The 19,867-nt window shown below is 72.0% G+C and carries 21 protein-coding genes and 1 pseudogene; 11 read left to right on the top strand and 11 right to left on the bottom strand.

The window, feature by feature from the left end:
* Positions 1 to 3 precede the first annotated feature (3 nt).
* From LZ604_RS23710 to LZ604_RS23690, 5 genes are all read right to left on the bottom strand, one after another.
* The gene (locus tag LZ604_RS23710) at positions 4 to 828 is read right to left on the bottom strand and encodes an MlaE family ABC transporter permease (protein WP_234517456.1); all 825 of its coding nucleotides are present in this window, start codon (positions 826 to 828) and stop codon (positions 4 to 6) included.
* 4 nt (positions 829 to 832) lie between these two features.
* Positions 833 to 1,603, bottom strand: a complete 771-nt coding sequence (locus tag LZ604_RS23705; protein WP_234517455.1) for an MlaE family ABC transporter permease — start codon at positions 1,601 to 1,603, stop codon at positions 833 to 835.
* Positions 1,600 to 2,544 (bottom strand): ABC transporter ATP-binding protein, encoded by a 945-nt coding sequence (locus LZ604_RS23700; RefSeq protein WP_234517454.1) that lies wholly within the window; start codon positions 2,542 to 2,544, stop codon positions 1,600 to 1,602. Before LZ604_RS23700 ends, LZ604_RS23705 begins: the two co-directional genes overlap by 4 nt.
* Before the next feature lie 129 nt (positions 2,545 to 2,673).
* Positions 2,674 to 3,735, bottom strand: coding sequence for an RNA polymerase sigma factor (locus tag LZ604_RS23695; protein ID WP_234517453.1), 1,062 nt, complete (start codon positions 3,733 to 3,735; stop codon positions 2,674 to 2,676).
* A gap of 54 nt (positions 3,736 to 3,789) precedes the next feature.
* Positions 3,790 to 4,875 (bottom strand): lytic transglycosylase domain-containing protein, encoded by a 1,086-nt coding sequence (locus LZ604_RS23690; RefSeq protein WP_425577891.1) that lies wholly within the window; start codon positions 4,873 to 4,875, stop codon positions 3,790 to 3,792.
* A 270-nt stretch (positions 4,876 to 5,145) separates the two neighbouring features.
* On the opposite strand from LZ604_RS23690, the gene LZ604_RS23685 reads away from it, so the two are divergent.
* The 7 genes and pseudogenes from LZ604_RS23685 to LZ604_RS23655 form a co-directional block, all read left to right on the top strand.
* Positions 5,146 to 5,397, top strand: coding sequence for a YkoF family thiamine-binding protein (locus tag LZ604_RS23685; protein ID WP_234517452.1), 252 nt, complete (start codon positions 5,146 to 5,148; stop codon positions 5,395 to 5,397).
* On the top strand, positions 5,394 to 5,759 hold the full coding sequence (locus LZ604_RS23680; protein ID WP_234517451.1) for a helix-turn-helix domain-containing protein: 366 nt from the start codon (positions 5,394 to 5,396) through the stop codon (positions 5,757 to 5,759). The genes LZ604_RS23685 and LZ604_RS23680 overlap by 4 nt, the downstream gene beginning before the upstream one ends.
* A gap of 164 nt (positions 5,760 to 5,923) precedes the next feature.
* Positions 5,924 to 6,433, top strand: coding sequence for a 2-oxo-4-hydroxy-4-carboxy-5-ureidoimidazoline decarboxylase (uraD, locus tag LZ604_RS23675; RefSeq protein ID WP_234517450.1), 510 nt, complete (start codon positions 5,924 to 5,926; stop codon positions 6,431 to 6,433).
* 12 nt (positions 6,434 to 6,445) lie between these two features.
* Positions 6,446 to 6,853 carry a hydroxyisourate hydrolase gene (uraH, locus tag LZ604_RS23670; protein ID WP_234517449.1) on the top strand — a complete coding sequence of 136 codons (408 nt, stop codon included), beginning with the start codon at positions 6,446 to 6,448 and terminating at the stop codon, positions 6,851 to 6,853.
* A gap of 4 nt (positions 6,854 to 6,857) precedes the next feature.
* Positions 6,858 to 7,787 (top strand): factor-independent urate hydroxylase, encoded by a 930-nt coding sequence (gene pucL, locus LZ604_RS23665; RefSeq protein WP_234517448.1) that lies wholly within the window; start codon positions 6,858 to 6,860, stop codon positions 7,785 to 7,787.
* Positions 7,788 to 7,922: 135 nt separating this feature from the next.
* Positions 7,923 to 9,302: an 8-oxoguanine deaminase gene (locus LZ604_RS23660; protein ID WP_234517447.1), complete on the top strand. Its 1,380-nt coding sequence runs from the start codon at positions 7,923 to 7,925 to the stop codon at positions 9,300 to 9,302.
* A 250-nt stretch (positions 9,303 to 9,552) separates the two neighbouring features.
* Positions 9,553 to 9,825, top strand: a pseudogene (locus LZ604_RS23655) (solute carrier family 23 protein); the annotation flags it as partial.
* 63 nt (positions 9,826 to 9,888) lie between these two features.
* Here LZ604_RS23655 and LZ604_RS23650 read toward each other — a convergent pair.
* Genes LZ604_RS23650 through LZ604_RS23640 form a run of 3 tightly spaced genes read right to left on the bottom strand, consistent with a single transcriptional unit; the run spans position 9,889 to position 12,487 of the window.
* Positions 9,889 to 10,521 carry a hypothetical protein gene (locus tag LZ604_RS23650; RefSeq protein WP_234517446.1) on the bottom strand — a complete coding sequence of 211 codons (633 nt, stop codon included), beginning with the start codon at positions 10,519 to 10,521 and terminating at the stop codon, positions 9,889 to 9,891.
* Between the two features lie 46 nt (positions 10,522 to 10,567).
* The gene (locus tag LZ604_RS23645) at positions 10,568 to 11,221 is read right to left on the bottom strand and encodes a histidine phosphatase family protein (RefSeq protein WP_234517445.1); all 654 of its coding nucleotides are present in this window, start codon (positions 11,219 to 11,221) and stop codon (positions 10,568 to 10,570) included.
* 57 nt (positions 11,222 to 11,278) lie between these two features.
* A complete protein-coding gene (locus LZ604_RS23640) occupies positions 11,279 to 12,487 on the bottom strand; it encodes a pyridoxal phosphate-dependent aminotransferase (RefSeq protein WP_234517444.1) in 1,209 nt (402 codons plus the stop codon).
* Positions 12,488 to 12,555: 68 nt separating this feature from the next.
* Here LZ604_RS23640 and LZ604_RS23635 point away from each other — a divergent pair, with 68 nt between their 5' ends.
* The gene (locus tag LZ604_RS23635; protein ID WP_234517443.1) at positions 12,556 to 13,200 is read left to right on the top strand and encodes a winged helix-turn-helix transcriptional regulator; all 645 of its coding nucleotides are present in this window, start codon (positions 12,556 to 12,558) and stop codon (positions 13,198 to 13,200) included.
* Positions 13,201 to 13,366: 166 nt separating this feature from the next.
* Here LZ604_RS23635 and LZ604_RS23630 read toward each other — a convergent pair whose 3' ends face one another.
* Genes LZ604_RS23630 through LZ604_RS23620 form a run of 3 tightly spaced genes read right to left on the bottom strand, consistent with a single transcriptional unit; the run spans position 13,367 to position 16,984 of the window.
* Positions 13,367 to 14,158, bottom strand: coding sequence for a hypothetical protein (locus LZ604_RS23630; RefSeq protein WP_234517442.1), 792 nt, complete (start codon positions 14,156 to 14,158; stop codon positions 13,367 to 13,369).
* Positions 14,158 to 15,423, bottom strand: a complete 1,266-nt coding sequence (locus LZ604_RS23625; RefSeq protein WP_234517441.1) for a VWA domain-containing protein — start codon at positions 15,421 to 15,423, stop codon at positions 14,158 to 14,160. The genes LZ604_RS23630 and LZ604_RS23625 overlap by 1 nt, the downstream gene beginning before the upstream one ends.
* Before the next feature lie 52 nt (positions 15,424 to 15,475).
* The gene (locus LZ604_RS23620; RefSeq protein ID WP_234517440.1) at positions 15,476 to 16,984 is read right to left on the bottom strand and encodes an IucA/IucC family protein; all 1,509 of its coding nucleotides are present in this window, start codon (positions 16,982 to 16,984) and stop codon (positions 15,476 to 15,478) included.
* Positions 16,985 to 17,068: 84 nt separating this feature from the next.
* On the opposite strand from LZ604_RS23620, the gene LZ604_RS23615 reads away from it, so the two are divergent.
* From LZ604_RS23615 to LZ604_RS23605, 3 genes are all read left to right on the top strand, one after another.
* Positions 17,069 to 18,568 (top strand): IucA/IucC family protein, encoded by a 1,500-nt coding sequence (locus tag LZ604_RS23615; RefSeq protein ID WP_372482189.1) that lies wholly within the window; start codon positions 17,069 to 17,071, stop codon positions 18,566 to 18,568.
* 88 nt (positions 18,569 to 18,656) lie between these two features.
* Complete coding sequence (locus tag LZ604_RS23610; RefSeq protein WP_234517438.1) at positions 18,657 to 19,571, top strand: HipA family kinase; 915 nt, start codon at positions 18,657 to 18,659, stop codon at positions 19,569 to 19,571.
* Complete coding sequence (locus LZ604_RS23605) at positions 19,568 to 19,867, top strand: Rdx family protein (protein WP_234517437.1); 300 nt, start codon at positions 19,568 to 19,570, stop codon at positions 19,865 to 19,867. Before LZ604_RS23610 ends, LZ604_RS23605 begins: the two co-directional genes overlap by 4 nt.

The raw sequence follows: 19,867 nt of genomic DNA, 5'->3' as shown, positions 1-19,867 counted from the left end.
GCCTCACCCCGCGATCCGGACGGTCGTGTTGGCGCCCCAGATCGCGAGGCTCAGGAAGAAGTCCAGGACGTTGATGGCGACGATCGACGTCCGCACCGCGCGGCCCACCGCGACGCCGACGCCGGCCGGGCCGCCGCTCGCGTGGTATCCGTAGTAGCAGTGCACCAGGATGATCAGGGCGGCGAAGACGATCACCTTGCCGAACGACCAGAACACGTCCACCGGCGGCAGGTACTGGTGGAAGTAGTGGTCGTACGTTCCCGTCGACTGCCCGTAGTAGCCGGTCGTGATGGTACGGGCGGCCAGGTACGACGACAGCAGCCCGATCACGTACAGCGGGATCGCGGCGACGAACCCGGCGATCATCCGGGTCGTCACCAGGAACGGCAACGAGGGGACGCCCATCACCTCGAGCGCGTCGGTCTCCTCGCTGATCCGCATCGCGCCGAGTTGCGCGGTGAACCCGGCCCCCACGGTCGCGGACAGAGCGAGACCGGCCACCAGCGGGGCGATCTCCCGCGTGTTGAAGTACGCCGACAGGAACGCCACGAAGTTGGAGGTGCCGAGCTGGTTGAGGGCCGCGTAGCCCTGGAGGCCGACCTCGGTGCCGGTGAAGAAGGAGAGGAAGGCGATCACGCCGACCGTGCCGCCGACGACGGCGAGCGCGCCGCGGCCGAAGCTCACCTCGGCGAGCAGCCGCAGGATCTCCTTCTTGTAGCGGCGCAGGGTGCGGCCCGTCCACGCCAGCGAGCGTCCGTAGAAGGACAGCTGTGTGCCCAGCTCCTCCAGGGAGCGCAGGGGGCGGTCGAGAAGTCTTTGAGGTCCCATGCACTTAACCCCTCTGCGGGACGACCTGGAAGTACACCGCGGTCATCACGAAGTTCGTCACGAACAGCAACATGAAGGTGATCACCACTGACTGGTTGACCGCGTCGCCGACGCCCTTGGGGCCGCCCTGCGCGTTCAGTCCCTTGTAGGAGGCGACGACCGCGGCGATCGCCCCGAACACCAGCGCCTTCAGCTCGGCCGCCCACAGGTCCGACAGCTGGGCGAGCGTGGTGAAGGAGGCCAGGTACGCGCCGGGTGTGCCGTTCTGGAGGACGACGTTGAAGAAATAGCCGCCCGCCACGCCCACGACCGACACCAGGCCGTTGAGCAGCACCGCCACCACCATCGAGGCCAGCACGCGGGGGACGACGAGCCGGTGGATCGGGTCGATGCCGAGCACCTGCATCGCGTCGATCTCGTCCCGGATCTTTCGCGCCCCGAGGTCGGCACAGATCGCCGTGCCTCCCGCGCCCGCGATGAGCAGCGCGGTGACGATCGGCGAGGCCTCGCGCAGCACCGCGAGGACGGAGGCGGCGCCGGAGAAGGACTGGGCGCCGAGCTGCCGGGTCAGGCTGCCGATCTGCAGCGCGATGACCGCACCGAACGGGATCGAGACCAGAGCCGTGGGCAGGATCGTGACACTCGCGACGAACCACGCCTGCTGGATGAACTCCCGCGCCTGGAAAGGCCGTCGGGGCAGGGCCCGTACGACGTCCAGCGCCATCAGGAACAGATTGCCGGAGTGCCGCAGCGCTCCGGCCGGGGACAGTCTCATGCGCCGGTCACCTCCTTCCGGCGCAGTTCTGCCTCCCGTCCGGCGATCGCCTGCCACCGGGGTGGCCGGGTGATACCGGGTCCAGGCAGCAGGCGTGGAGTGATCTCCCGGCTGCCGGGGGTGTCCGGGTGCGCGCTGTCGCCGAGCTGTGCCAGCTCCTGCTGGACCTGCGCGGCGTCCTTCTCCTCCGCCATGCCGATCGGCCCCTGCATACGGCCGTTCAGGAACTGGCGCACGACGGGCTCGTCGCTGGTCAGCAGCTGCTCGCGGGGCCCGAACATCACCAGCTCGCGCCGGAACAGCAGCCCGATGTTGTCGGGCACCTGGCGGGCGGAGGCGATGTCGTGGGTGACGATCAGGAAGGTCGCGTCGATCTGCGCGTTGAGGTCGACGATGAGCTGGTTCAGATACGCCACGCGCACCGGGTCCAGGCCCGAGTCCGGCTCGTCGAAGAGGATGATCTCCGGATCCAGCACGAGCGCGCGGGCGAGACCGGCCCGTTTGCGCATACCCCCGGAGATCGCGCCGGGAAGTTTCTCCTCGGCGCCGATCAGCCCGACCATGTCCATCTTCTCCAGCACGATCCGCCGGATCTCGCTCTCGGACTTGCGGGTGTGCTCGCGCAGCGGGAAGGCGATGTTGTCGTAGAGGTTCATCGAGCCGAACAGCGCGCCGTCCTGGAACAGCACTCCGAACAGCTTCCGCACCTCGTACAGGTCGTGCTCACGCAGCTTCGTGATGTCCCGGCCCGCGACCTTGACCGAGCCGCGGTCGGGCCTGAGCAGCCCGACGAGCGTCTTGAGGAACACCGACTTGCCCGTCCCCGAGGGGCCGAGCATGACCGATACCTCCCCGGCAGGGAGCGTCAGCGAGACGTCCTGCCAGATGACCTGGTGACCGAAGGACTTGGTCAGCCCTTCCACACAGATCTCGACACCCATCCGGTCCACCCTTCGTCCGCCTCAGCAGCTCGACATCTGCTCTACGGGGAGGGGCGGGGCGTCCGTCGCGCCGGGGACGAGATTTTTTCCGGACGGTCCGGGACTTTTCCCGGACGTGTCGACCGCGGGCTACGGCAGCTTCACCGAAGGCGTGCTCGGAGTGGGCACGGAGTGCGGAACGGACGGTACGGCGCGGACGGCGGGGAGCGAGGGGGCCGGGGGAACCGACGGGAGCGCTGAGGTGACCGGTGTGTCCGGCAGCTCGGGTACGTGGGGCACCTGTGCGGCGAGCCCCGGCTCCGGCAGGTCCGGCAGGGGGGAGACCTCCGGCAGGGAGGGCACGGACAGCGGCAGCACCGGTCCGTCGCCGTGCGACCGGCCTTCCTTCCGTACGGCCGTCGTCGACCTGGTGGCCGAAGGCCGGTGTGCCTCCGAGCCGCGCGCCCGGTCGGTGCTGTCGGGCCGGAGCACGTATGCGCTGGGGGACTGGGCCGGTCGTGGAGCCGGGCCGTGCGGGCTCCCACCCGCGTCGAGCGTCTGCGGCAGGATGAATCCGGCCACCACCAGGGTCGCCGCCGTCGACGTGACGGCCACGGCGTGCGCCTTCCCACCCCCGCGCGGCCGCCCGCGCCCGAGCAGGAACAGCGCGAACCCGAGCGTCCCCGCCAGCGAGGCGCGCAGCGTCCTGCGCGCGCGGGCCAGCAGGGACTCGACGGTCCGGTAGCTCAGCCCCATCCGCACGGCGACCTGGCCGACGTCCAGGTCCTCGGACTTCAGCCGCAGAGCCTCCGCCTGGCGGGCGGGCAGCTCCCCGCTCCGCACGGCCAGCCACTTGGCCTCGGCCCGGTCGCACACCGCCTCCTCGACGGGGACCGGGCCCGGCGCGATCAGTGTGGGGCTGGTGCGCACCTCGGCCTCGCGGTTGACCTGACGGTACCGGTCGACGCACAGCCGCATCGTGACGGTCGTCAGCCAGGCGCCGAGGCGCTCGTCGTCGAGGTCGGGGCGCTCGGCGGCGCGCAGCATCGCCTCGTGCACGGCGTCCTCGGCGTCCTCGAGACTCATCGAGCGGCGCCGGGCCACCTTGAGCAGTTGCTCGCGGTGGCTCCACATCCGCTGCCACCGCTCGTGGGCGGCCGGTATCTGCACAGACACGGCCGCTTCGGTCTCCGTAGGCATGTCCGTAGCCATGAGGGCCCCTTTGCGCTCACCCGCCGGTACCGCACCGCCCGGCGGGTGGCGACATTACCGCCCGGTATCCGCGGTTGTGGAGGGGGAGGAGTCCATTGTTTCCTCTCTGTTGCTGGTCAGCGGGCCGCCGGGCAGCACGCTGCCGGGCAGCCCGACGCCCGGGAGGGTCGGCACGGGCAGCGCCGGCTCCTGAGTCTCCCGCGGCACGACCGTCGTGTGCGAGGGGGTGGGCGAGGGCGTGGCAGGCGCCGCGGACGGTGTGCGGGACGGGCCCTCGGCCGGGCGGCGATGGGACGGCTTCGGTGTGGGCCTCGGTGTGCCCGGCCGGGAGGGATCCGGTCGGGGAGTGGAGACGCCGGGCAGGTCGGGCACCACGCGGTGCCCGTCGAGGAAGTACGTGTACCAGGCCCGGACCGTGCGCAGATAGGCCTCCGAGTGGTTGTAGCCGAGGATCGCCCGGTCCAGGTCGGCCGGGTCGGAGAGGTCGCGTCCGCCGGCGCACAGATAGCGTCCGGCGGCGAGCGCCGCGTCGTAGACGTTGTCCGGGTCGGCCCGTCCGTCGCCGTTGCCGTCCACGCCCCAGCGGGCCCAGGTCGACGGGATGAACTGCATCGGGCCGACCGCGCGGTCGTACATCGCGTCCCCGTCGTACGCACCGCCGTCGGTGTCCGGGACGACGGCGAAGGGGCCGCCGGTCAGCCGGGGCCCGAGGATCGGCGTCACGGTCGTGCCGTCGGCGGTGACCCGGCCGCCCCGCGCCTGTCCGGACTCCACCTGGCCGATCGCGGCCAGCAGCTGCCACTTCAGCCGGCATCCGGGTGCGCTGCGCCCGAGCTCGGCCTCGGCCCGCCGGTACGCGGCGAACACGGTCCGCGGCAGCGCGCCGCCCGTCACCGACGTCGGTGCGTTCCCCTTCGGCTCCCCGGCCGCCCGCCGCAGGGGCGGGAGTTCCGTGCGGTACGGGGTGTCGCCGGACACGCTCGGGCCGTGCTCGGCCGGTGCCGCCCGCCGGGCGGCTCCCGATTCTCCGGCCGAGACCGCCACCGAAGCCTGGGACGCGGTCAGCGCCGCCATCGCCGCCGCCGCGATCGCCGTACCCCTGGCACCTCTCAGTGCCCCTTTGAATGCGCGCACTGCCACCGTGCGGTCCCTCCCTGTGTGAATGCGGTCGTCTGCTCTACGTGGCCGGGCGACCGGTCCGTCGCGGGAAGCGGGGCGGATCGGGGGACGAATTCGGCGAGCCGAGTCGGGGGCGGACTCGGGGGGCGGACTCGGGGGGCTCGGGGGCGGTTTCAGGCGGCCGGGCCGGCGGGCGCGTCCGTTAAGGTCTCACCAAGCGGCCGGGGCGGTCCGGCCCCGGCGGCGGACCTGGCGGAACGCGCGGGTCGGAGCAGATGCCATGGGGGCGCAATGCGATTGAGAGTGGAGTTCACCACCGAACCCTTCGATCTCGACGAGGCCCCCGCGCACGCGCTGGTGGCCCGGGAGGTCGTCGAGGCGGCCGACCTGGACGCCGTGGACGTCGGCCCGTTCGGCAACACCGCGGAGGGCCGGGCCGACGCGGTGCTCACCGCCGTGGACGCGCTGCTGCGGAAAAGCCTGGAGGCCGGTGCCACCCGGATCTCGTTGCAGGTCAACGTGGTCGGGGAGGCCGAGAGATGACCCGGGCGGGGGACGAGCCCTTCATCGCGGCCGTGAAGCCGCTCATCGACGCGATAGGCGGCGAGATACTGCCGCCGGACCAGGCCGGTCCCGACGACGTCGTGCTCGCCTGGGAGGGCGCCGACGTCGTCGCCGTACGGCTGCCGCAGCTCGCCGACTCGCTCGACCACATCCTCGCCGCGATGGAGCGCAAGCGCGGCAAGCCGCTGGCCGAACTGGACCGCAAGGCCAAGCAGGAGGTCGTACGGGCTCTTGAGGCGCGTGGCGCGTTCTCCGTGCGCCATGGCGTCGAGACGGTCGCGAGCGCCCTCGGCGTGAGCCGCTTCACCGTCTACAACTACCTCAACCGCGAAAAGTCCTGACCAGACTCGGCGCGCTCCGTGCGCACCGTGTGCGGCGAGCCGCCGCCCGGCATCCGGGCGGCGGCTTTTGCCACTCCCAAATTTTCAACAAAGTGTTGACGGTGTCCTGGCGGAGGGCGTTAGCTGTTCGCAGCCCGTTCCGCCCCAAGGCCACGGAGGCACTCGTGACGTCGACTTCCACGCCGCCGGGCCTCGTCCGGTTCAACGCCCTCCAGGAGCGCGCGGCCGCCGCCGTCCTCCACGAGGTGTGCGCCTCCACGGCATGGGTCCGGCGGCTGCTCGCCGCACGCCCCTACCGCACCGCCGACGAGCTGTACGCCGCCGGCGACGCGGCCATGACCGAGCTGACCACCGCGGACCTGGAGGAGGCGATGGCCGGCCACCCGCCGATCGGCCGCCCGAAGCCGGGCGACCCCACGTCGGTCCGGGAGCAACGCGGAATGGCCGGCGCCTCCGAGGAGCTCAGGGCGGAGATGCTCGAACTGAACCTGGCGTACCAGGAGAGGTTCGGGCACGTCTTCCTGATCTGTGCGACCGGGAGGACCGCAGAGCAGATGCGCGACGCGGTCAAGGAGCGGCTCGGCAACGCGCCGGAACAGGAACGGGAGATCGTCCGCGCCGAGCTGGGGAAGATCAACCGTATCCGGCTCACCCGACTGCTCCACACCGCCTGAAGAGGTCACCGTATGAGCACCGAGACCACCGCCTCCGTGTCCACGCACATCCTGGACACCAGCGTCGGCCGTCCCGCCCGGGGCGTCGCCGTCCGGCTCTCCGCCCGCCCGGGCCGGGAAGCGGACTGGCAGGCGCTCGGCGGCTCCGCGACCGACGCGGACGGACGGTGCAAGGACCTCCCGGCCCTGCCGGAGGGAACCACCCACGTTCGCCTCGACTTCGCCGTCGAGGCGTACTTCGAAAGGTTCGAGAAGAAGCAAGCCGATGCGCAGCAGGACGCCCCCGCGAATCGGGACAGCGGTACCACCGGAGCGTTCTTCCCGGAGGTGACGGTCACGTTCACCGTCGTGCCGGGCGAGCACTACCACGTACCGCTGCTGCTCACCCCGTTCGGCTACTCCGTTTACCGAGGGAGCTAGCTATATGACCGTCAACTCCCGCCCTGCCCGCCCTGTGGTTCTGGGCCAGAACCAGTACGGCAAGGCCGAGAACCGAGTCGTCAGGATCACGCGGGACGGCGACACCCACCACATCAAGGACCTGAACGTGTCCGTCTCGCTCTCCGGCGACATGGACGAGGTCCACTACTCCGGCTCCAACGCCCATGTCCTGCCGACGGACACCACCAAGAACACGGTGTACGCGTTCGCCAAGGAGCACGGCATCGAGTCCGCCGAGCAGTTCGGCATCCACCTCGCCCGCCACTTCGTGGCGTCGCAGGGACCGATCCACCGGGCCCGCATCCGCATCGAGGAGTACGCCTGGGACCGGATCGAGCACGCGGGGCGGGGCGCGCACTCCTTCGTCCGCAGGGGCCAGGAGACCCGCCTGACGCAGATCACCCACGACGGCTCGTCCTGGGAAGTGGTCTCGGGCCTGAAGGACCTCACCGTGATGAACTCGACCGACTCCGAGTTCTGGGGCTATGTCAAGGACAAGTACACGACACTGCCCGAGGCGTACGACCGCATCCTGGCCACGTCCGTCACCGGCCGCTGGCGCTTCAACTGGAGCGACGACGCCCAGGAGACGCCTGACTGGGACCGGTCCTACGAGGAGACGAAGCAGCACCTGCTCCGAGCCTTCGCCGAGACCTACTCACTGTCGTTGCAGCAGACCCTGTACCAGATGGGCGCGCGCATCATCGAGCACCGCGACGAGATCGACGAGGTCCGCTTCTCGCTCCCGAACAAGCACCATTTCCTGGTGGACCTGGAGCCGTTCGGGCTGAAGAACGACCCCGCAGAGGGAGCCGTGTACTTCGCCGCCGACCGCCCGTACGGCCTGATCGAGGCCACGGTCCTGCGGGACGGCTGTGACGCGCGGATTCCCGTGGACCTCACCAACCTGTGACCCAACGGGGTGCTCCCGCCCCCCGACGGGCGCCTCTTCCTTCGGCACCCGCGGCCCGGGATCCGGCACCGGGCCGCGGCACTCAAACTCCCAGGGTCCTGCCGTGCCCTCTCCACAGAGCGAAAAGGACGAACCATGGCAGCAGCCCAGCGCATCGTCATCGAGAACGGTGCCATCGCGACCGTGGACGCCGACGACACCGAGTACCCCACGGGACATGTCGTCGTCGCCGGCAACCGCATCGAGGCCGTCGGCGCGGGCAAGGCTCCCGAGGGCCTGGAGAACGTCGTACGCCGCATCGACGCGACCGGGCACCTCGTCACCCCCGGACTGATCAACACCCACCACCACTTCTACCAGTGGATCACCCGGGGCCTGGCCACGGACCACAATCTCTTCGACTGGCTCGTCGCGCTGTACCCGACATGGGCACGCATCGACGAGACGATGCTGTACGCGGCGGCGCAGGGATCGCTCGCGATGATGGCCCGCGGCGGTGTCACCACCGCCATGGACCACCACTACGTCTACCCGAAGGACTCCGGCGACCTGTCCGGCGCGCTCGTCCGGGCCGCCCGCGAGACGGGGGTCCGCTTCACTCTCGCCCGCGGCTCCATGGACCGCAGCGAGAAGGACGGCGGCCTGCCGCCGGACTTCGCCGTCGAGACCCTCGAGGGCGCCCTGGCCGCCACCGAGGCCACCATCGACGAGCACCACGACCCCTCCTTCGACGCCATGACCCAGGTCGCCGTGGCGCCCTGCTCGCCCTTCTCCGTCTCGACCGAACTCCTGAGGCAGGGCGCCGAACTGGCGCGGCGCAAGGGAGTGCGACTGCACACCCACGGCTCGGAGACGGTGGAGGAGGAGAAGTTCTGCCACGAGCTGTTCGGGATGGGCCCCACCGACTACTTCGAGTCGACGGGCTGGCTCGGCGAGGACGTATGGATGGCGCACTGCGTCCATATGAACGACGCCGACATCGCCGCGTTCGCCCGTACGAGGACGGGGGTCGCCCACTGTCCGTCGTCCAACGCCCGCCTGGCCGCGGGCATCGCCCGGGTCCCCGACATGCTCGCGGCGGGCGTCCCCGTCGGCCTGGGCGTCGACGGCACGGCCTCCAACGAGTCCGGCGAACTCCACACCGAACTGCGCAACGCGCTCCTGATCAACCGCCTGGGCACGCATCGCGAAGCCGCCCTGAACGCCCGCCAGGCGCTGCGCCTCGGTACCTACGGGGGCGCCCAGGTCCTCGGCCGTGGCGCGGAGATCGGCTCCCTGGAGCCGGGCAAGCTCGCCGACCTCGTGCTGTGGAAGCTCGACACACTGGCCCACGCCTCGATCGCCGACCCGGTGACCGCGCTGGTCTTCGGCGCGGCCGCCCCCGTCACCCTCTCCCTCGTCAACGGCGAACCGGTCGTCGAGAACGGACGTCTGCTGCACGTCGACGAGGACGCCGTCGCCCGCTCCACGCGGGTACAGGCCCAGCGCCTGGCGCGGATCGCCGCGCAGGACTGAGCAGCCGAAGGCTCCGGCCGGGAGGGACGGCTCCCGGCCGGAAGCCGTGGACCGAGCGGGGTCCACGGCAACCGTCCCCGGGGCGCGCAGGGATGTGCGCGCCCCGGGACGGACTCCGTTCGCCCCCTCGAACGGACTCCGTCCCCGGTCCCGCACGACCGACCGCGCACCACCTCCCTGACACCCACGTCACAAGCCGACGTGGAAACCCACGTCACAAGCCGACGTGCCACCGACCGGAGGAGCCGCCGTGTCCGACCACCCAGTCGACGAGAGACTCCCCGCCCTCAAGACGGCGACCAGCGGTCTGCAACAGGTGGCCGCCGTGTACGCGGGAGTCGTCGCCCCGCCCCTGATCGTCGGCACGGCCGTGGGCCTGACCGGCACCGACCTGACCTTCCTCACCGGCGCCTGCCTGTTCACCGCGGGACTGGCCACCCTCCTGCAGACCCTCGGCATCTGGAAGATCGGCGCCCGGCTCCCGTTCGTCAACGGCGTCACCTTCGCCGGGGTGGCCCCCATGCCATGAGGGGGGCATCGCGCCCTGCCCGTGCGCCACTGCGTCGCCACCGCGCGCCTCCGCCGGTCATCCGCGCCGCGGTGACGCCAGCAGGTACCGCTCCCGGGCCCGCGGCCGCGCGTGCTCGCTCACCTGCCAGCCCGCGTTCTCCAGCGTGGCCGCACAGGAGCGCAGTGCCGCGAGGTCCGGCTGGTGCACGGCGACCGCCTCCGGCTGCGGGGTCGCCCGCACCCGGTAGCCGTCCCCCAGGTCCCCGGTCGCGGGCCGGTGCCCGGCCGCCTCGAGGGCCAGTGCGGCGGCCGGGACCAGATGGGTGCGCTCCCAGCCGCACGGGCGGTCCATGGCACCGCCCGGGTTGGTCATCCGACGCAGCTCCAGCAGCCCCTGCCAGGCGCTGTGCACCTCGCGCGCCCGCGCGGGCCCGGTGTCCCCGGACTCCTCACCGCCGACGCGCGCCGCGAACACGCCGGAACCCGCCGCCGGAGCGGGGGCATCCGGCACCGCTTCCTCGGGGGGCGCCTCCCGTATGCGATGACCCGCCGGGGTGAGGAAGTGGTCGTGCGGCGGACGCGGGTGACGGAAGGCCAGCCCCCGCTTCACCAGCGCGGCAAGCTGGGCGTCCGTCCCCCTCAGCCGCCCGGTGACGGGGTCGGCGGCTTCGATCACACGCCGCTGTGCGGCGGTCGGCGGTCGGGTCACGGCGTGCTCCTGCCCGCGGGGGAGGGGACGGACGCTCGTGTCCCCCTCAGTGTTCCTCGGACGGCCCCGCCTCCCCCGCGGAGAGGGACCCATGGGAACAGTACGCGTCGGGTCTGACATTCCAGCCGGCCACCACATGGCGGCGGTGCTCCGTGCTCAGCCGGCTCATCGTCCCCGTGGAGAGCTGGAACAGGGCGCCCGCCGAGGCCGGCAGACCGAGCCGCCGCGCGGTCAGCACCCGCAGGAAATGGCCGTGCGAGACGACGACCACGCTGCCCTCCGCCTCGGCGAGCGCCGCGTCGATCCTGGCGAGCATCCGGTCCGCGCGCGCCCCCACCTCCTCCGGGCCCTCCCCGGGGTGCTCAGGGGGACCGGGCGCGACGCCGTCCGTGAACAGGAACCAGTCCGGCAGTGTCCGTTGGATCTCGACTGTCGTGACGCCCTCGTACCCGCCGTAGTCCCACTCGGACAGGTCCGCGTCGACGCGCGCGCCCCCGATCCCGGCCAGCCGGGCCGTCTCCCGGGCCCGCTGCATCGGGCTGACGAACGCCGATGCGATGTGATGGCGGGCGATCAGCGGAGCCAGCCGGCGCGCCTGTTCCCGGCCGTGCTCGGTCAGCGGGACGTCGGTCCGCCCGGTGTGCCGCCCGGACAACGACCACTCGGTCTCACCGTGCCGGACCAGAATGAGGTCGCCCACGCCGTGCCGCCCTTCCTGTTCCGCCTCTGGGCGCACCGTGCCACACGGCGCCGCCTCCTACTGGCGGTAGCCGCTCAGAAAACGGCCTATCCGCCCGATCGCCGCCTCCAGATCGTCCGCGTGGGGCAGCGTGAGGATGCGGAAGTGGTCGGGGGCGGGCCAGTTGAATCCGGTGCCCTGGACCACCTGGATCTTCTCCCGCAGCAGCAGGTCCAGCACGAACTTCTCGTCGTCGTGGATCTTGTGCACCTTGGGGTCCAGACGCGGGAACGCGTACAGCGCGCCCTTGGGCTTCACACAGCTCACGCCGGGGATCTCGTTGAGCTTCCGCCAGGCGACTTCGCGCTGTTCGTGGAGGCGGCCGCCGGGCGCGGTCAGCTCGCTGATGGACTGCCGGCCGCCGAGCGCGGCCTGGATGGCGTACTGGGCGGGCGCGTTGGCGCACAGCCGCATGGAGGCCAGCATCGTCAGGCCCTCCAGGTAGTTGCGCGCGTGCTGCTTCGGCCCCGTCACGACCAGCCAGCCGGAGCGGAAGCCCGCCACCCGGTAGGTCTTCGACAGCCCGCAGAAGGTGAGGACCACCAGGTCGGGGGCGAGGGCGGCGGCCGAGTGGTGTACGGCGTCGTCGTACAGGATCTGGTCGTAGATCTCGTCCGCGAAGACCATCAGGCCGTGCCGGCGTGCCAGGTCGAGGATGCCCTCGACGATCTCCTTCGGGTAGACCGCGCCCGTCGGGTTGTTGGGATTGATGATCACGACGGCCTTCGTACGGTCCGTGATCTTCGCGGCCATGTCGTCCAGGTCCGGGTACCAGTCGGCCTGTTCGTCGCACAGGTAGTGCACGGCCTTGCCGCCCGCGAGGGTGGTCACGGCCGTCCAGAGGGGGAAGTCCGGTGCGGGGATGAGGATCTCGTCGCCGTCCTCCACCAGCGCCTGCACGGCCATCGAGACCAGCTCGGAGACGCCGTTGCCGAGGAAGACGTCGTCCACTCCGACCTCCAGGCCCTTCGCCTGGTAGCGCTGGGCCACGGCGCGGCGGGCGGAGAGGATGCCGCGCGAGTCCGTGTAGCCGTGCGCCTGCGGCAGCATCCGGATCATGTCCTGGAGGATCTCCTCCGGCGCCTCGAAACCGAAGAGCGCGGGATTGCCGGTGTTCAGGCGCAGCACGCTGTGCCCCGCCTCCTCCAGCGCGTTGGCGTGCTCGATCACCGGGCCGCGGATCTCGTAACAGACCTCACTGAGCTTGCTCGACTGCCGGAACTCCATGCGCCGTTTCCCCTCCGCTATCCGTGTTGCTTGGTTTTACCAAGTAGCGGCTTGGAAAGTCCAACAACATGTCTAGACTGCGTCGCATGTCACCTCGCCGAAGCTACGACCAGTACTGCTCCACGGCCCGGGCCCTCGACGCCGTCGGCGACCGCTGGACCCTTCTGATCGTCCGCGAGCTGCTCGCCGGTCCCCGCCGCTACACGGATCTGCACGCGGACCTGCCGGGCGTGAGCACCGACGTCCTGGCGTCCCGGCTGAAGGACATGGAGCGCGACGGACTGACCACACGGCGCAGACTGCCGCCTCCCGGAGCCGCGTACGTGTACGAACTCACCAGGCAGGGGCGGGAGTTGCTGCCCGTGATCCAGGCGCTCGGGGTGTGGGGAGCGCCCGCGCTGGCGGAACGCAGGCCGACGGACGCGGTGCGTGCGCACTGGTTCGCACTGCCGCTGCTGCGTGCGCTGCCGGGTGAGGGGCTGGTCCAGGTACGGCTCGACGAGGGGGAGTTCCACCTGTGGCTCGGCGCCGAGGACGGTCCGGCGTACGGCGACGGGGCCGCCCCCGAGGAGCCCGATGCCCGGCTCGCCCTCGACGCGGAGACCTGCATCGCCCTCGGCCAGGGCTCCTTGACGCTCCATCAGGCCATCGCCGAGGGGCGCGTCACGGTGTCGGGGGACAGCACGCTCGCCAAGGTGCTGCGCGGGGACTGAATGGGGATGGAACGGGGGTGACTGGGGATGAAACGGGGGTGACTGAGGACGGAAGGGGGACGGAACGAGGCTGAAGGGGGGACGGAACGGAGCTGGAAGGGCTTGGAGGGCGAGGGCCCGCCGAGTCCGCAGGGACGCGGCGGGCCCGCCTGGCGGGCAGCGGGCTTCAGACGCCCGGCGGCACCCGGGAAGGCCGCCCCGAACCGCGCGTCAGCGCATAGCCGCCGATGCCCGCGAGCGCCGCGAGGACGCCGCCGATCGCCGTCCACAGCCAGCGGTCCGACCACCAGCCGGACGTGTCGGGCTTCAGCGAGGAGAGCGTGGGCGCATCCGACGCGGAGTCCGAGGACTTCCGCGCGATCCCCGGCACGAGAGGCTGCCCCAGCGAACCGTCCACCGCCGCCGAACCGCCGATGTCCTTGGAGTCCACCCGGACTTCGGCGTTCACCGGCAGCCCGAGGTCGGCCGTGCCGAGTCCCACGGCGGTCAGACGGACGTAGTACGTGCCCGGCAGCGGGTCGTCGGCCCAGGTCTCCGACCAGGCGCGGACCGTGCGCAGCGTGCAGGCGAGGTCGACGGAGGCCGCGCCCTGGGCGGCGGTGCGCGTCTGCGCCCCGTACTGGCACGCCTGGCGCCGCCGCAGCCCGTCGTACACGTCCAGCTGCCAGGTCTGCGTCCCGCTCCGGGACGAAGAGGGCAGTTTCACCGTCGCCTTCACCGTGGGCCGCTGCCCCGCGTCCGCGGGGAACTGCCAGTACAGGTAGTCGCCCGTGGAGGCGCTCGCCGTGGCCTGCTGCCCCTGCTCGATCTCCGCCGCCGTACGGAACGACGTGCCCGCCGACGTGGGCGCGGCACTGTCACCCGACGGGCTCGCGGACGGCGAGGCGTCGGCGACGGCCGGTGATGCGGCGGCGCCCAGCAGCAGAGCCGCCGCGGTCAACGCTCGTGCAATACGCATCAGTTGGTCCTCCAGACCGCGATCCGCCAGCGCGACAGCCAGCCCCACAGCACACCGGCGAGGAAGCCGGTCAGCACCAGGGCGCCGAGCAGCCACCAGCCGCGTCCCAGACCGAAGGAGGCCACATCGCTCGCCTGGTCGGGACCGTCGACGACGTCGACCGTCAGCTCCAGCGGGAGGCCCGGCGTGGTCTTCACACCGGCCGCCGGGGAGAAGGAGTCGGCGACCTGGAGGCACACCGTCTCGGCGGGCGCGTCCTCGTCGTCGCTCTCGGCCCTCGGGTACCGCAGGCCCGTCGACACGACGTCCGTACGGCCCGAACCGGTCGCCTCACCGCGTACGATCTCCCGTCCGTGCACGGTGACCGCGCGCAGCGTCACCCCGTAGTCGGGGTTCACCTGCCGGTCGTCGGAGACGCTCACCGAGGCGCGCAGCTCCTGACCCGGTTTCACGTCCACACGGTAGAAGCGGTGCTGCCCGAACTCCTCGCGGTCGGTGTACAGGCCCGACTTCAGCGTGGGCGCCGTCGTGCACTGCCCTGTGCCGTCCACGGCGACCGGAGTGACCACCTTGTCCGCCGTGCGGTCCACCAGCTGGTTCACCTTGTGGGAGAGTTCCGCCTTGTGCTGCACCGACGTGTACGTGCCGCCGGTGGCCTCGGCGATGCAGCTCAGCTGCTTGCTCAGCTTGCTGTCCGGCACGAGCCCCAGCGTGTCGATGGTCAGCCCGATCCCCTTGGCCGCTATCTCCCGGGCCACCTCGCACGGGTCGAGCGGGGCGCAGGTGTCCTCGCCGTCGGTGATGAGGACGATACGGCGGGTGCCGTTGCCGCCGTCGAGGTCGTCCGCCGCCTTCAGCAGGGCCGGGCCGATCGGCGTCCAGCCGGTGGGCTGGAGCGTCGCCACGGCCGTCTTGGCGTCGGTCCGGTTCAGCGGCCCCACCGGGTACAGCTGAGCGGTGTCCTTGCAGCCCGTCTTGCGGTCGTTGCCCGGGTAGTTGGCGCCGAGCGTCCGGATGCCGAGCCGCACCTCCTCCGGTGTCGCGTCGAGAACCTCGTTGAAGGCCTGCTTCGCCGCGGCCATCCGCGAGCCGCCGTCGATGTCCCGGGCCCGCATCGAACCGCTGACATCGAGGACGAGATCGACCTTGGGCGCGTCCTGGGCCGTCGTCTCGTCGGCGACGGCCCCGGCCGGGACGGCGATCCCGGCCGCCAGGGCGGCGAGCAGGGCGCAGACCCCCACCGCCAGCCGTTGTCTTGTGATCATCGGCGGATCTTATTGATCAATGGGGGCGCGCTTCAAAACGATCTCGTTGATCTCAGGGGGCGGACTCTTGAACGAGGGGGTTCGGCAGCCGTGTCCACAGGTCCCCGGGACACTCGGGGGACAGCCGCATCAGCGTCAACGCCTTGGCGTGCAGCGGCTCCTCGCGGAGCGCCGTCAGATCGGATGTGACCGGCAGATCCCCTGACACGGCCTCCAGCGCCGTCCCCAGCGCGCGGCCCGCACCCGCCGTGGAGGCCAGTGCGCCCGCGACGAGCGAGGCGAACAGCTTGCGGCGCAGGGCCGTTTCGTCGTCGGTGACGATCCGGCCGGCCACCTCCGGGAGCTTGATGCCGTGCCGGGCCAGCCGGGCCGGGCTCACCCGGATGTCCGCCAGATCGCGGTAGACCAGCCGCCGCGGGGCCCCCGCGGCCGAGAGCACCACCAGCAGGTTCTGGCCGTGCGCCTCCAGCGCCACTCCCAGGTCGAGCATGCGCAGCCCCGCGGTGAGCGCCAGACGGGTGAACGCGGCGAGCCAGCCCGGGGAGGCGGGAAGGCCCGTGACCGGCAGCGCGGCCACCGGGACCACCCACTCGCCCGCCGCCGGGTCCGCGTACGTCTCGGGCGACTCGCGCACCATCGCGGCGAGGTCCGGCGAGTGGGCGCTGAACGCCCCCAGGGTGCGGACGACCCGCAAGAGGCCGCCGGTGCGCTCGGCGACCGACTCCACGAACCGGGAGACGACCAGCGCGGTCTCCACGGACGAGACCGAGATGTCCCGCACGGACGACGTCAGCCGGGTACTGAGCGCGGTCTTCACATGCGGGCCCCCGTCGGGCAGGGCCAGGGTGCGCAGGGACAGCAGCGGATGCGCCAGCGGACCGTCCTTGGCCGGACCCCCGAGCACATGCGCCCTCTGCCAGGGGTGCACCGGCATCAGCGGGCGCTCGCCGTCCCACAGCCAGGACGGCCACTCGCCCCGCATCAGACCGTCGTCCACGGGCACCAGGCCGAGGCGCACCAGGGGCCGGTGCTCGGGCCCGTAGGCGAGCTGCTCGGCGACGGAGAAGCCGGGCCGGGAACGGCAGGCGGGATGGTACGGGTGCCCGTCCACCACCCGCTGTTCCCACGCCCAGCTCGTCGCCGGCTCGGGCACGTCCTGCGGCCGGCCGGCCCGCGACAGCGCCAGCGAGGCCGTGCTGTCGTCGAGCTCGGCGGAGAACGCGGCGCCGTGCGGCACACCGAGGGCCGTGAGCAGTTCCGCCGCACGGTCGTATCCGCGCCCGTCCAGCAGCACCTGGGTGGCGTACGGGGCGGTGGCGTACGGGTCGGCGGGCGGCCCGTGCAGCCGGCGCCCGTCAGCCAGATGAAGGACCAGCCCTTCGCGCGTCGGCTCCCGGCGGACGATCCACGGCAGCGGCTCATGGGCCAGGGACCGCCACAGGCGCGTCAGGACGGCGGCCCGGGCACCGGGAAGCTCGGCCGCATACGCCTCCGACAGATCGGGCCGTACGGCGTCCAGCTCGCGGCTGAGCCGAACCTCGGCGGAAGAGGAAGGGGACACGGGAGGGCTCCTCGGGGACGAGCGTGCATTCGTGGTGCCGGACCACCACAGACATACTGATCTTCAGTGCACCGTACGGAACGAATGGAGCGCGTGGACCGCATGCACCACAGGGACCGCGTCCCCGAGCGCGCCGACGCCTACGCGGCGGCCCCGCTGCTCAACTGCCTGCTCAGGGAGGTGGCGGAGCCCGCGGGCGAGCAGGGCGTCCACCGGCTGCGGGCCGGTGGCCGGCTGCTGCGCGTGCGCGGCGGGCGGCGCCCCCGCGACCCCGAGGTACACGTCGGCGGGGCCTGGCATCCGCTCACCCATGGCGAGCTGGTCAAGCTCATTGCCGAGGAGCTGCGCCGGGCCACCGGCCTGTCCAACGCCGACCTCCCCGAAGAGATGATCGACAGCCGGGACGCGGTGGCCGCGATCCTGGCCGCACGCGCCCGCGCGACACCGCCGAGGGACCTGTATGTGCGCTCCGAGCAGTCCCTGATCACCGGGCACCCCCACCATCCGGCGCCCAAGGCGCGCGGCGGCGGCCCCGTCGCGAGGTGGCTGCCGTACGCCCCCGAGGCCCATGCCTGCTTCCCGCTCACCCTTCTGGGCGTACGCGAGGACACGGTCGTCGAGGAGGGCGACACCAGCGCACTCGACACGCTGGCCGCGGCCCCGCCCGGCTACCGGGTGCTGCCCGCGCACCCCTGGCAGCTGGACCTGGTCGGGGGTCGCCCGGAGATCCGCGCAGCGTTCGAGGACGGGCGCCTCGTGCGGCTCGACGGCGCCCCGCGGACCGTGTGGCCCACGGCCGCGATCCGTACCGTGTACGCCCCTGGCCACGATCACTTCCTCAAGTTCAGCCTGGACGTGCGGATCACCAACGACGTCCGCCGACTGTGGCGCCACGACCTGCTCAACCTGCGCCGCACCGACGCGGCGGCGACGGCCGCGTTCGCCGCGCACAGCGGCCCGGCGGCCTGGCTGAGCGACCGCGGCTACCGTACGGCCGGCTTCGCCTTCGAGGAACTCGCCGTCCTGGTCCGCGACGGTCTGGCCCCCCACCTCCGGCCAGGGGCCACCCCGCTGCTCGCGGCGGCCCTTGTGGAGGGCTTCGACGGCAGCCCGCTCGAGCGGCTCACCGAGCCGGCGGCCTGGTGGACCGAGTATCTGCGCCAGGTCGTGCCCCCGGTCCTGGAGGCGTTCGAGCGCCATGGGGTCGTCCTGGAGGCACATCTGCAGAACACCCTGGTGGCGGTGGACGCCGCGGGGCTTCCCGTGCAGGCGCTGTTCCGGGACGCGGAGGGCGTGAAGCTCCTCACGGAGGTGCCCCGAGCGGCGGGCTGGGAGCGGCTCGTGTACTGCCTGGTCGTCAACAACCTCACGGAGATGGCCGCGCTGCTGGCGGAACGCCACCCCGGCTGGAACCCCTGGCCCGCCGCCCGCGCGGAACTGGCCCGCCACCCCGTCCCCGAGATCCCCGCCCTGCTGGCCTCGCCCACCCTCCCCGGCAAGACGAACCTGCTGCTGCGCTGGACGGGCGCAGACGGCGCGGACGCACGCTACCTGCCCCTGCCGAACCCACTGGCGTGCCGCTGACCGACGCCCGCCGGTGGCTTCCGGGCCGGCGCCGGCCGTCGCCCGCCGGGCCGGTCGGCTCGCCGCCGGCTGGCCTACAGTGGCCCGTGTGCTGCGCGACGTGACTGCTGTTCGATACGTGACCCCGCTGAGGTCCGGCGGCTCCGTGCCGGGGATCGTCGAGGCCGACGACCTCGGGACGTACGTCGTGAAGTTCACCGGCTCCGCGCAGGGCGTGAAGGCGCTGGTCGCCGAGGTGATCGTCGGGGAACTGGCCCGCAGGCTCGGCCTGCGCGTCCCCGAGCTGGTGCTCGCCCACTTCGACCCCGCGATCGCCGCGCACGAGCCGCACCAGGAGGTGCGCGACCTGCTGAACGCCAGCCCCGGTCTGAACCTCGGTATGGACTACCTGCCGGGCGCCCGGGACTTCACCCCCGAGGTCGCGAGGGCCTGCACGGTCGACCCGGTGGAGGCGGGCCGCATCGTCTGGCTCGACGCCCTGACCGTGAACGTCGACCGCACGGTCCACAGCTCCAACCTCATGGTCTGGCCCACCTTCGGCACCGCATCCCCGCGGCTGTGGCTGATCGACCACGGTGCCGCCCTCGTCTTCCACCACCGCTGGGACGCCTCCGCGCCCGAGAAGGCCTACGACTTCCGCCACCACGCCCTCGGTCACTCCGCCCCGGACATGCGGGCCGCCGAGGCGGAACTCGCGCCCCGGGTGACCGAAGAACTGCTGCGCGAGATCACCGAGGAGGTGCCGGACGCCTGGCTGACCGGCGAGCCGGGCTTCTCGACGCCCGGCGAGCTCCGCAACGCCTACGTGGAGTACCTCTCCGCGCGGGCGAAGGCGTCCGAGGCGTGGCTGCCCACCGACTTCCCCACCCGGGAGGAACTCGCCGCCGAGGAGGCCCTGCGCGCGGCACGGACACAGCAAGGCCGGCCGGCCTGGCTCAAGCGGGTCCCCGACCTGCACGGCAAGCCGGCCGCGGAACAGGATTGGTCGGTGCACCTGGGATGACGGACACCCCTGGGGGAGAGCCCCACCGCGTCCAGATCGAGTACTGCACCCAGTGCCGCTGGCTGCCCCGCGCGGCCTGGCTGGCGCAGGAGCTGCTGACGACGTTCGAGACCGAGCTGACGGAACTCGCGCTCAAGCCGGGCAAGGGCGGTGTCTTCGTCGTGCGGGTGAACGACGAGGTGGTCTGGGACCGCCGCGAGCAGGGTTTCCCCGAGCCCACGGCGGTCAAGCGCCTCGTACGCGACCGAGTGGCCCCGGGGAAGCCCCTGGGCCACTCGGAGAGGCCGGCGCAGTGA

It is taken from the genome of Streptomyces glomeratus (assembly GCF_021462825.1).
In the GTDB taxonomy this organism is placed as follows: Bacteria; Actinomycetota; Actinomycetes; order Streptomycetales; family Streptomycetaceae; genus Streptomyces; species Streptomyces glomeratus.
This window is presented reverse-complemented; position numbering and strand designations above follow the sequence as displayed.

Bases quoted from the DNA above. Each gene is read 5' to 3' on its own strand.
- LZ604_RS23630 (WP_234517442.1), bottom strand. From the start codon at position 14,158: ATGCGTATTGCACGAGCGTTGACCGCGGCGGCTCTGCTGCTGGGCGCC.
- LZ604_RS23615 (WP_372482189.1), top strand. From the start codon at position 17,069: ATGGAGCGCGTGGACCGCATGCACCACAGGGACCGCGTCCCCGAGCGC.
- LZ604_RS23685 (WP_234517452.1), top strand. From the start codon at position 5,146: ATGCGATTGAGAGTGGAGTTCACCACCGAACCCTTCGATCTCGACGAG.
- LZ604_RS23625 (WP_234517441.1), bottom strand. From the start codon at position 15,423: ATGATCACAAGACAACGGCTGGCGGTGGGGGTCTGCGCCCTGCTCGCC.
- LZ604_RS23700 (WP_234517454.1), bottom strand. From the start codon at position 2,544: ATGGGTGTCGAGATCTGTGTGGAAGGGCTGACCAAGTCCTTCGGTCAC.
- pucL (WP_234517448.1), top strand. From the start codon at position 6,858: ATGACCGTCAACTCCCGCCCTGCCCGCCCTGTGGTTCTGGGCCAGAAC.
- LZ604_RS23680 (WP_234517451.1), top strand. From the start codon at position 5,394: ATGACCCGGGCGGGGGACGAGCCCTTCATCGCGGCCGTGAAGCCGCTC.
- LZ604_RS23640 (WP_234517444.1), bottom strand. From the start codon at position 12,487: ATGGAGTTCCGGCAGTCGAGCAAGCTCAGTGAGGTCTGTTACGAGATC.
- LZ604_RS23705 (WP_234517455.1), bottom strand. From the start codon at position 1,603: ATGAGACTGTCCCCGGCCGGAGCGCTGCGGCACTCCGGCAATCTGTTC.
- LZ604_RS23660 (WP_234517447.1), top strand. From the start codon at position 7,923: ATGGCAGCAGCCCAGCGCATCGTCATCGAGAACGGTGCCATCGCGACC.
- LZ604_RS23695 (WP_234517453.1), bottom strand. From the start codon at position 3,735: ATGGCTACGGACATGCCTACGGAGACCGAAGCGGCCGTGTCTGTGCAG.
- LZ604_RS23605 (WP_234517437.1), top strand. From the start codon at position 19,568: ATGACGGACACCCCTGGGGGAGAGCCCCACCGCGTCCAGATCGAGTAC.
- LZ604_RS23710 (WP_234517456.1), bottom strand. From the start codon at position 828: ATGGGACCTCAAAGACTTCTCGACCGCCCCCTGCGCTCCCTGGAGGAG.
- uraH (WP_234517449.1), top strand. From the start codon at position 6,446: ATGAGCACCGAGACCACCGCCTCCGTGTCCACGCACATCCTGGACACC.
- LZ604_RS23635 (WP_234517443.1), top strand. From the start codon at position 12,556: ATGTCTAGACTGCGTCGCATGTCACCTCGCCGAAGCTACGACCAGTAC.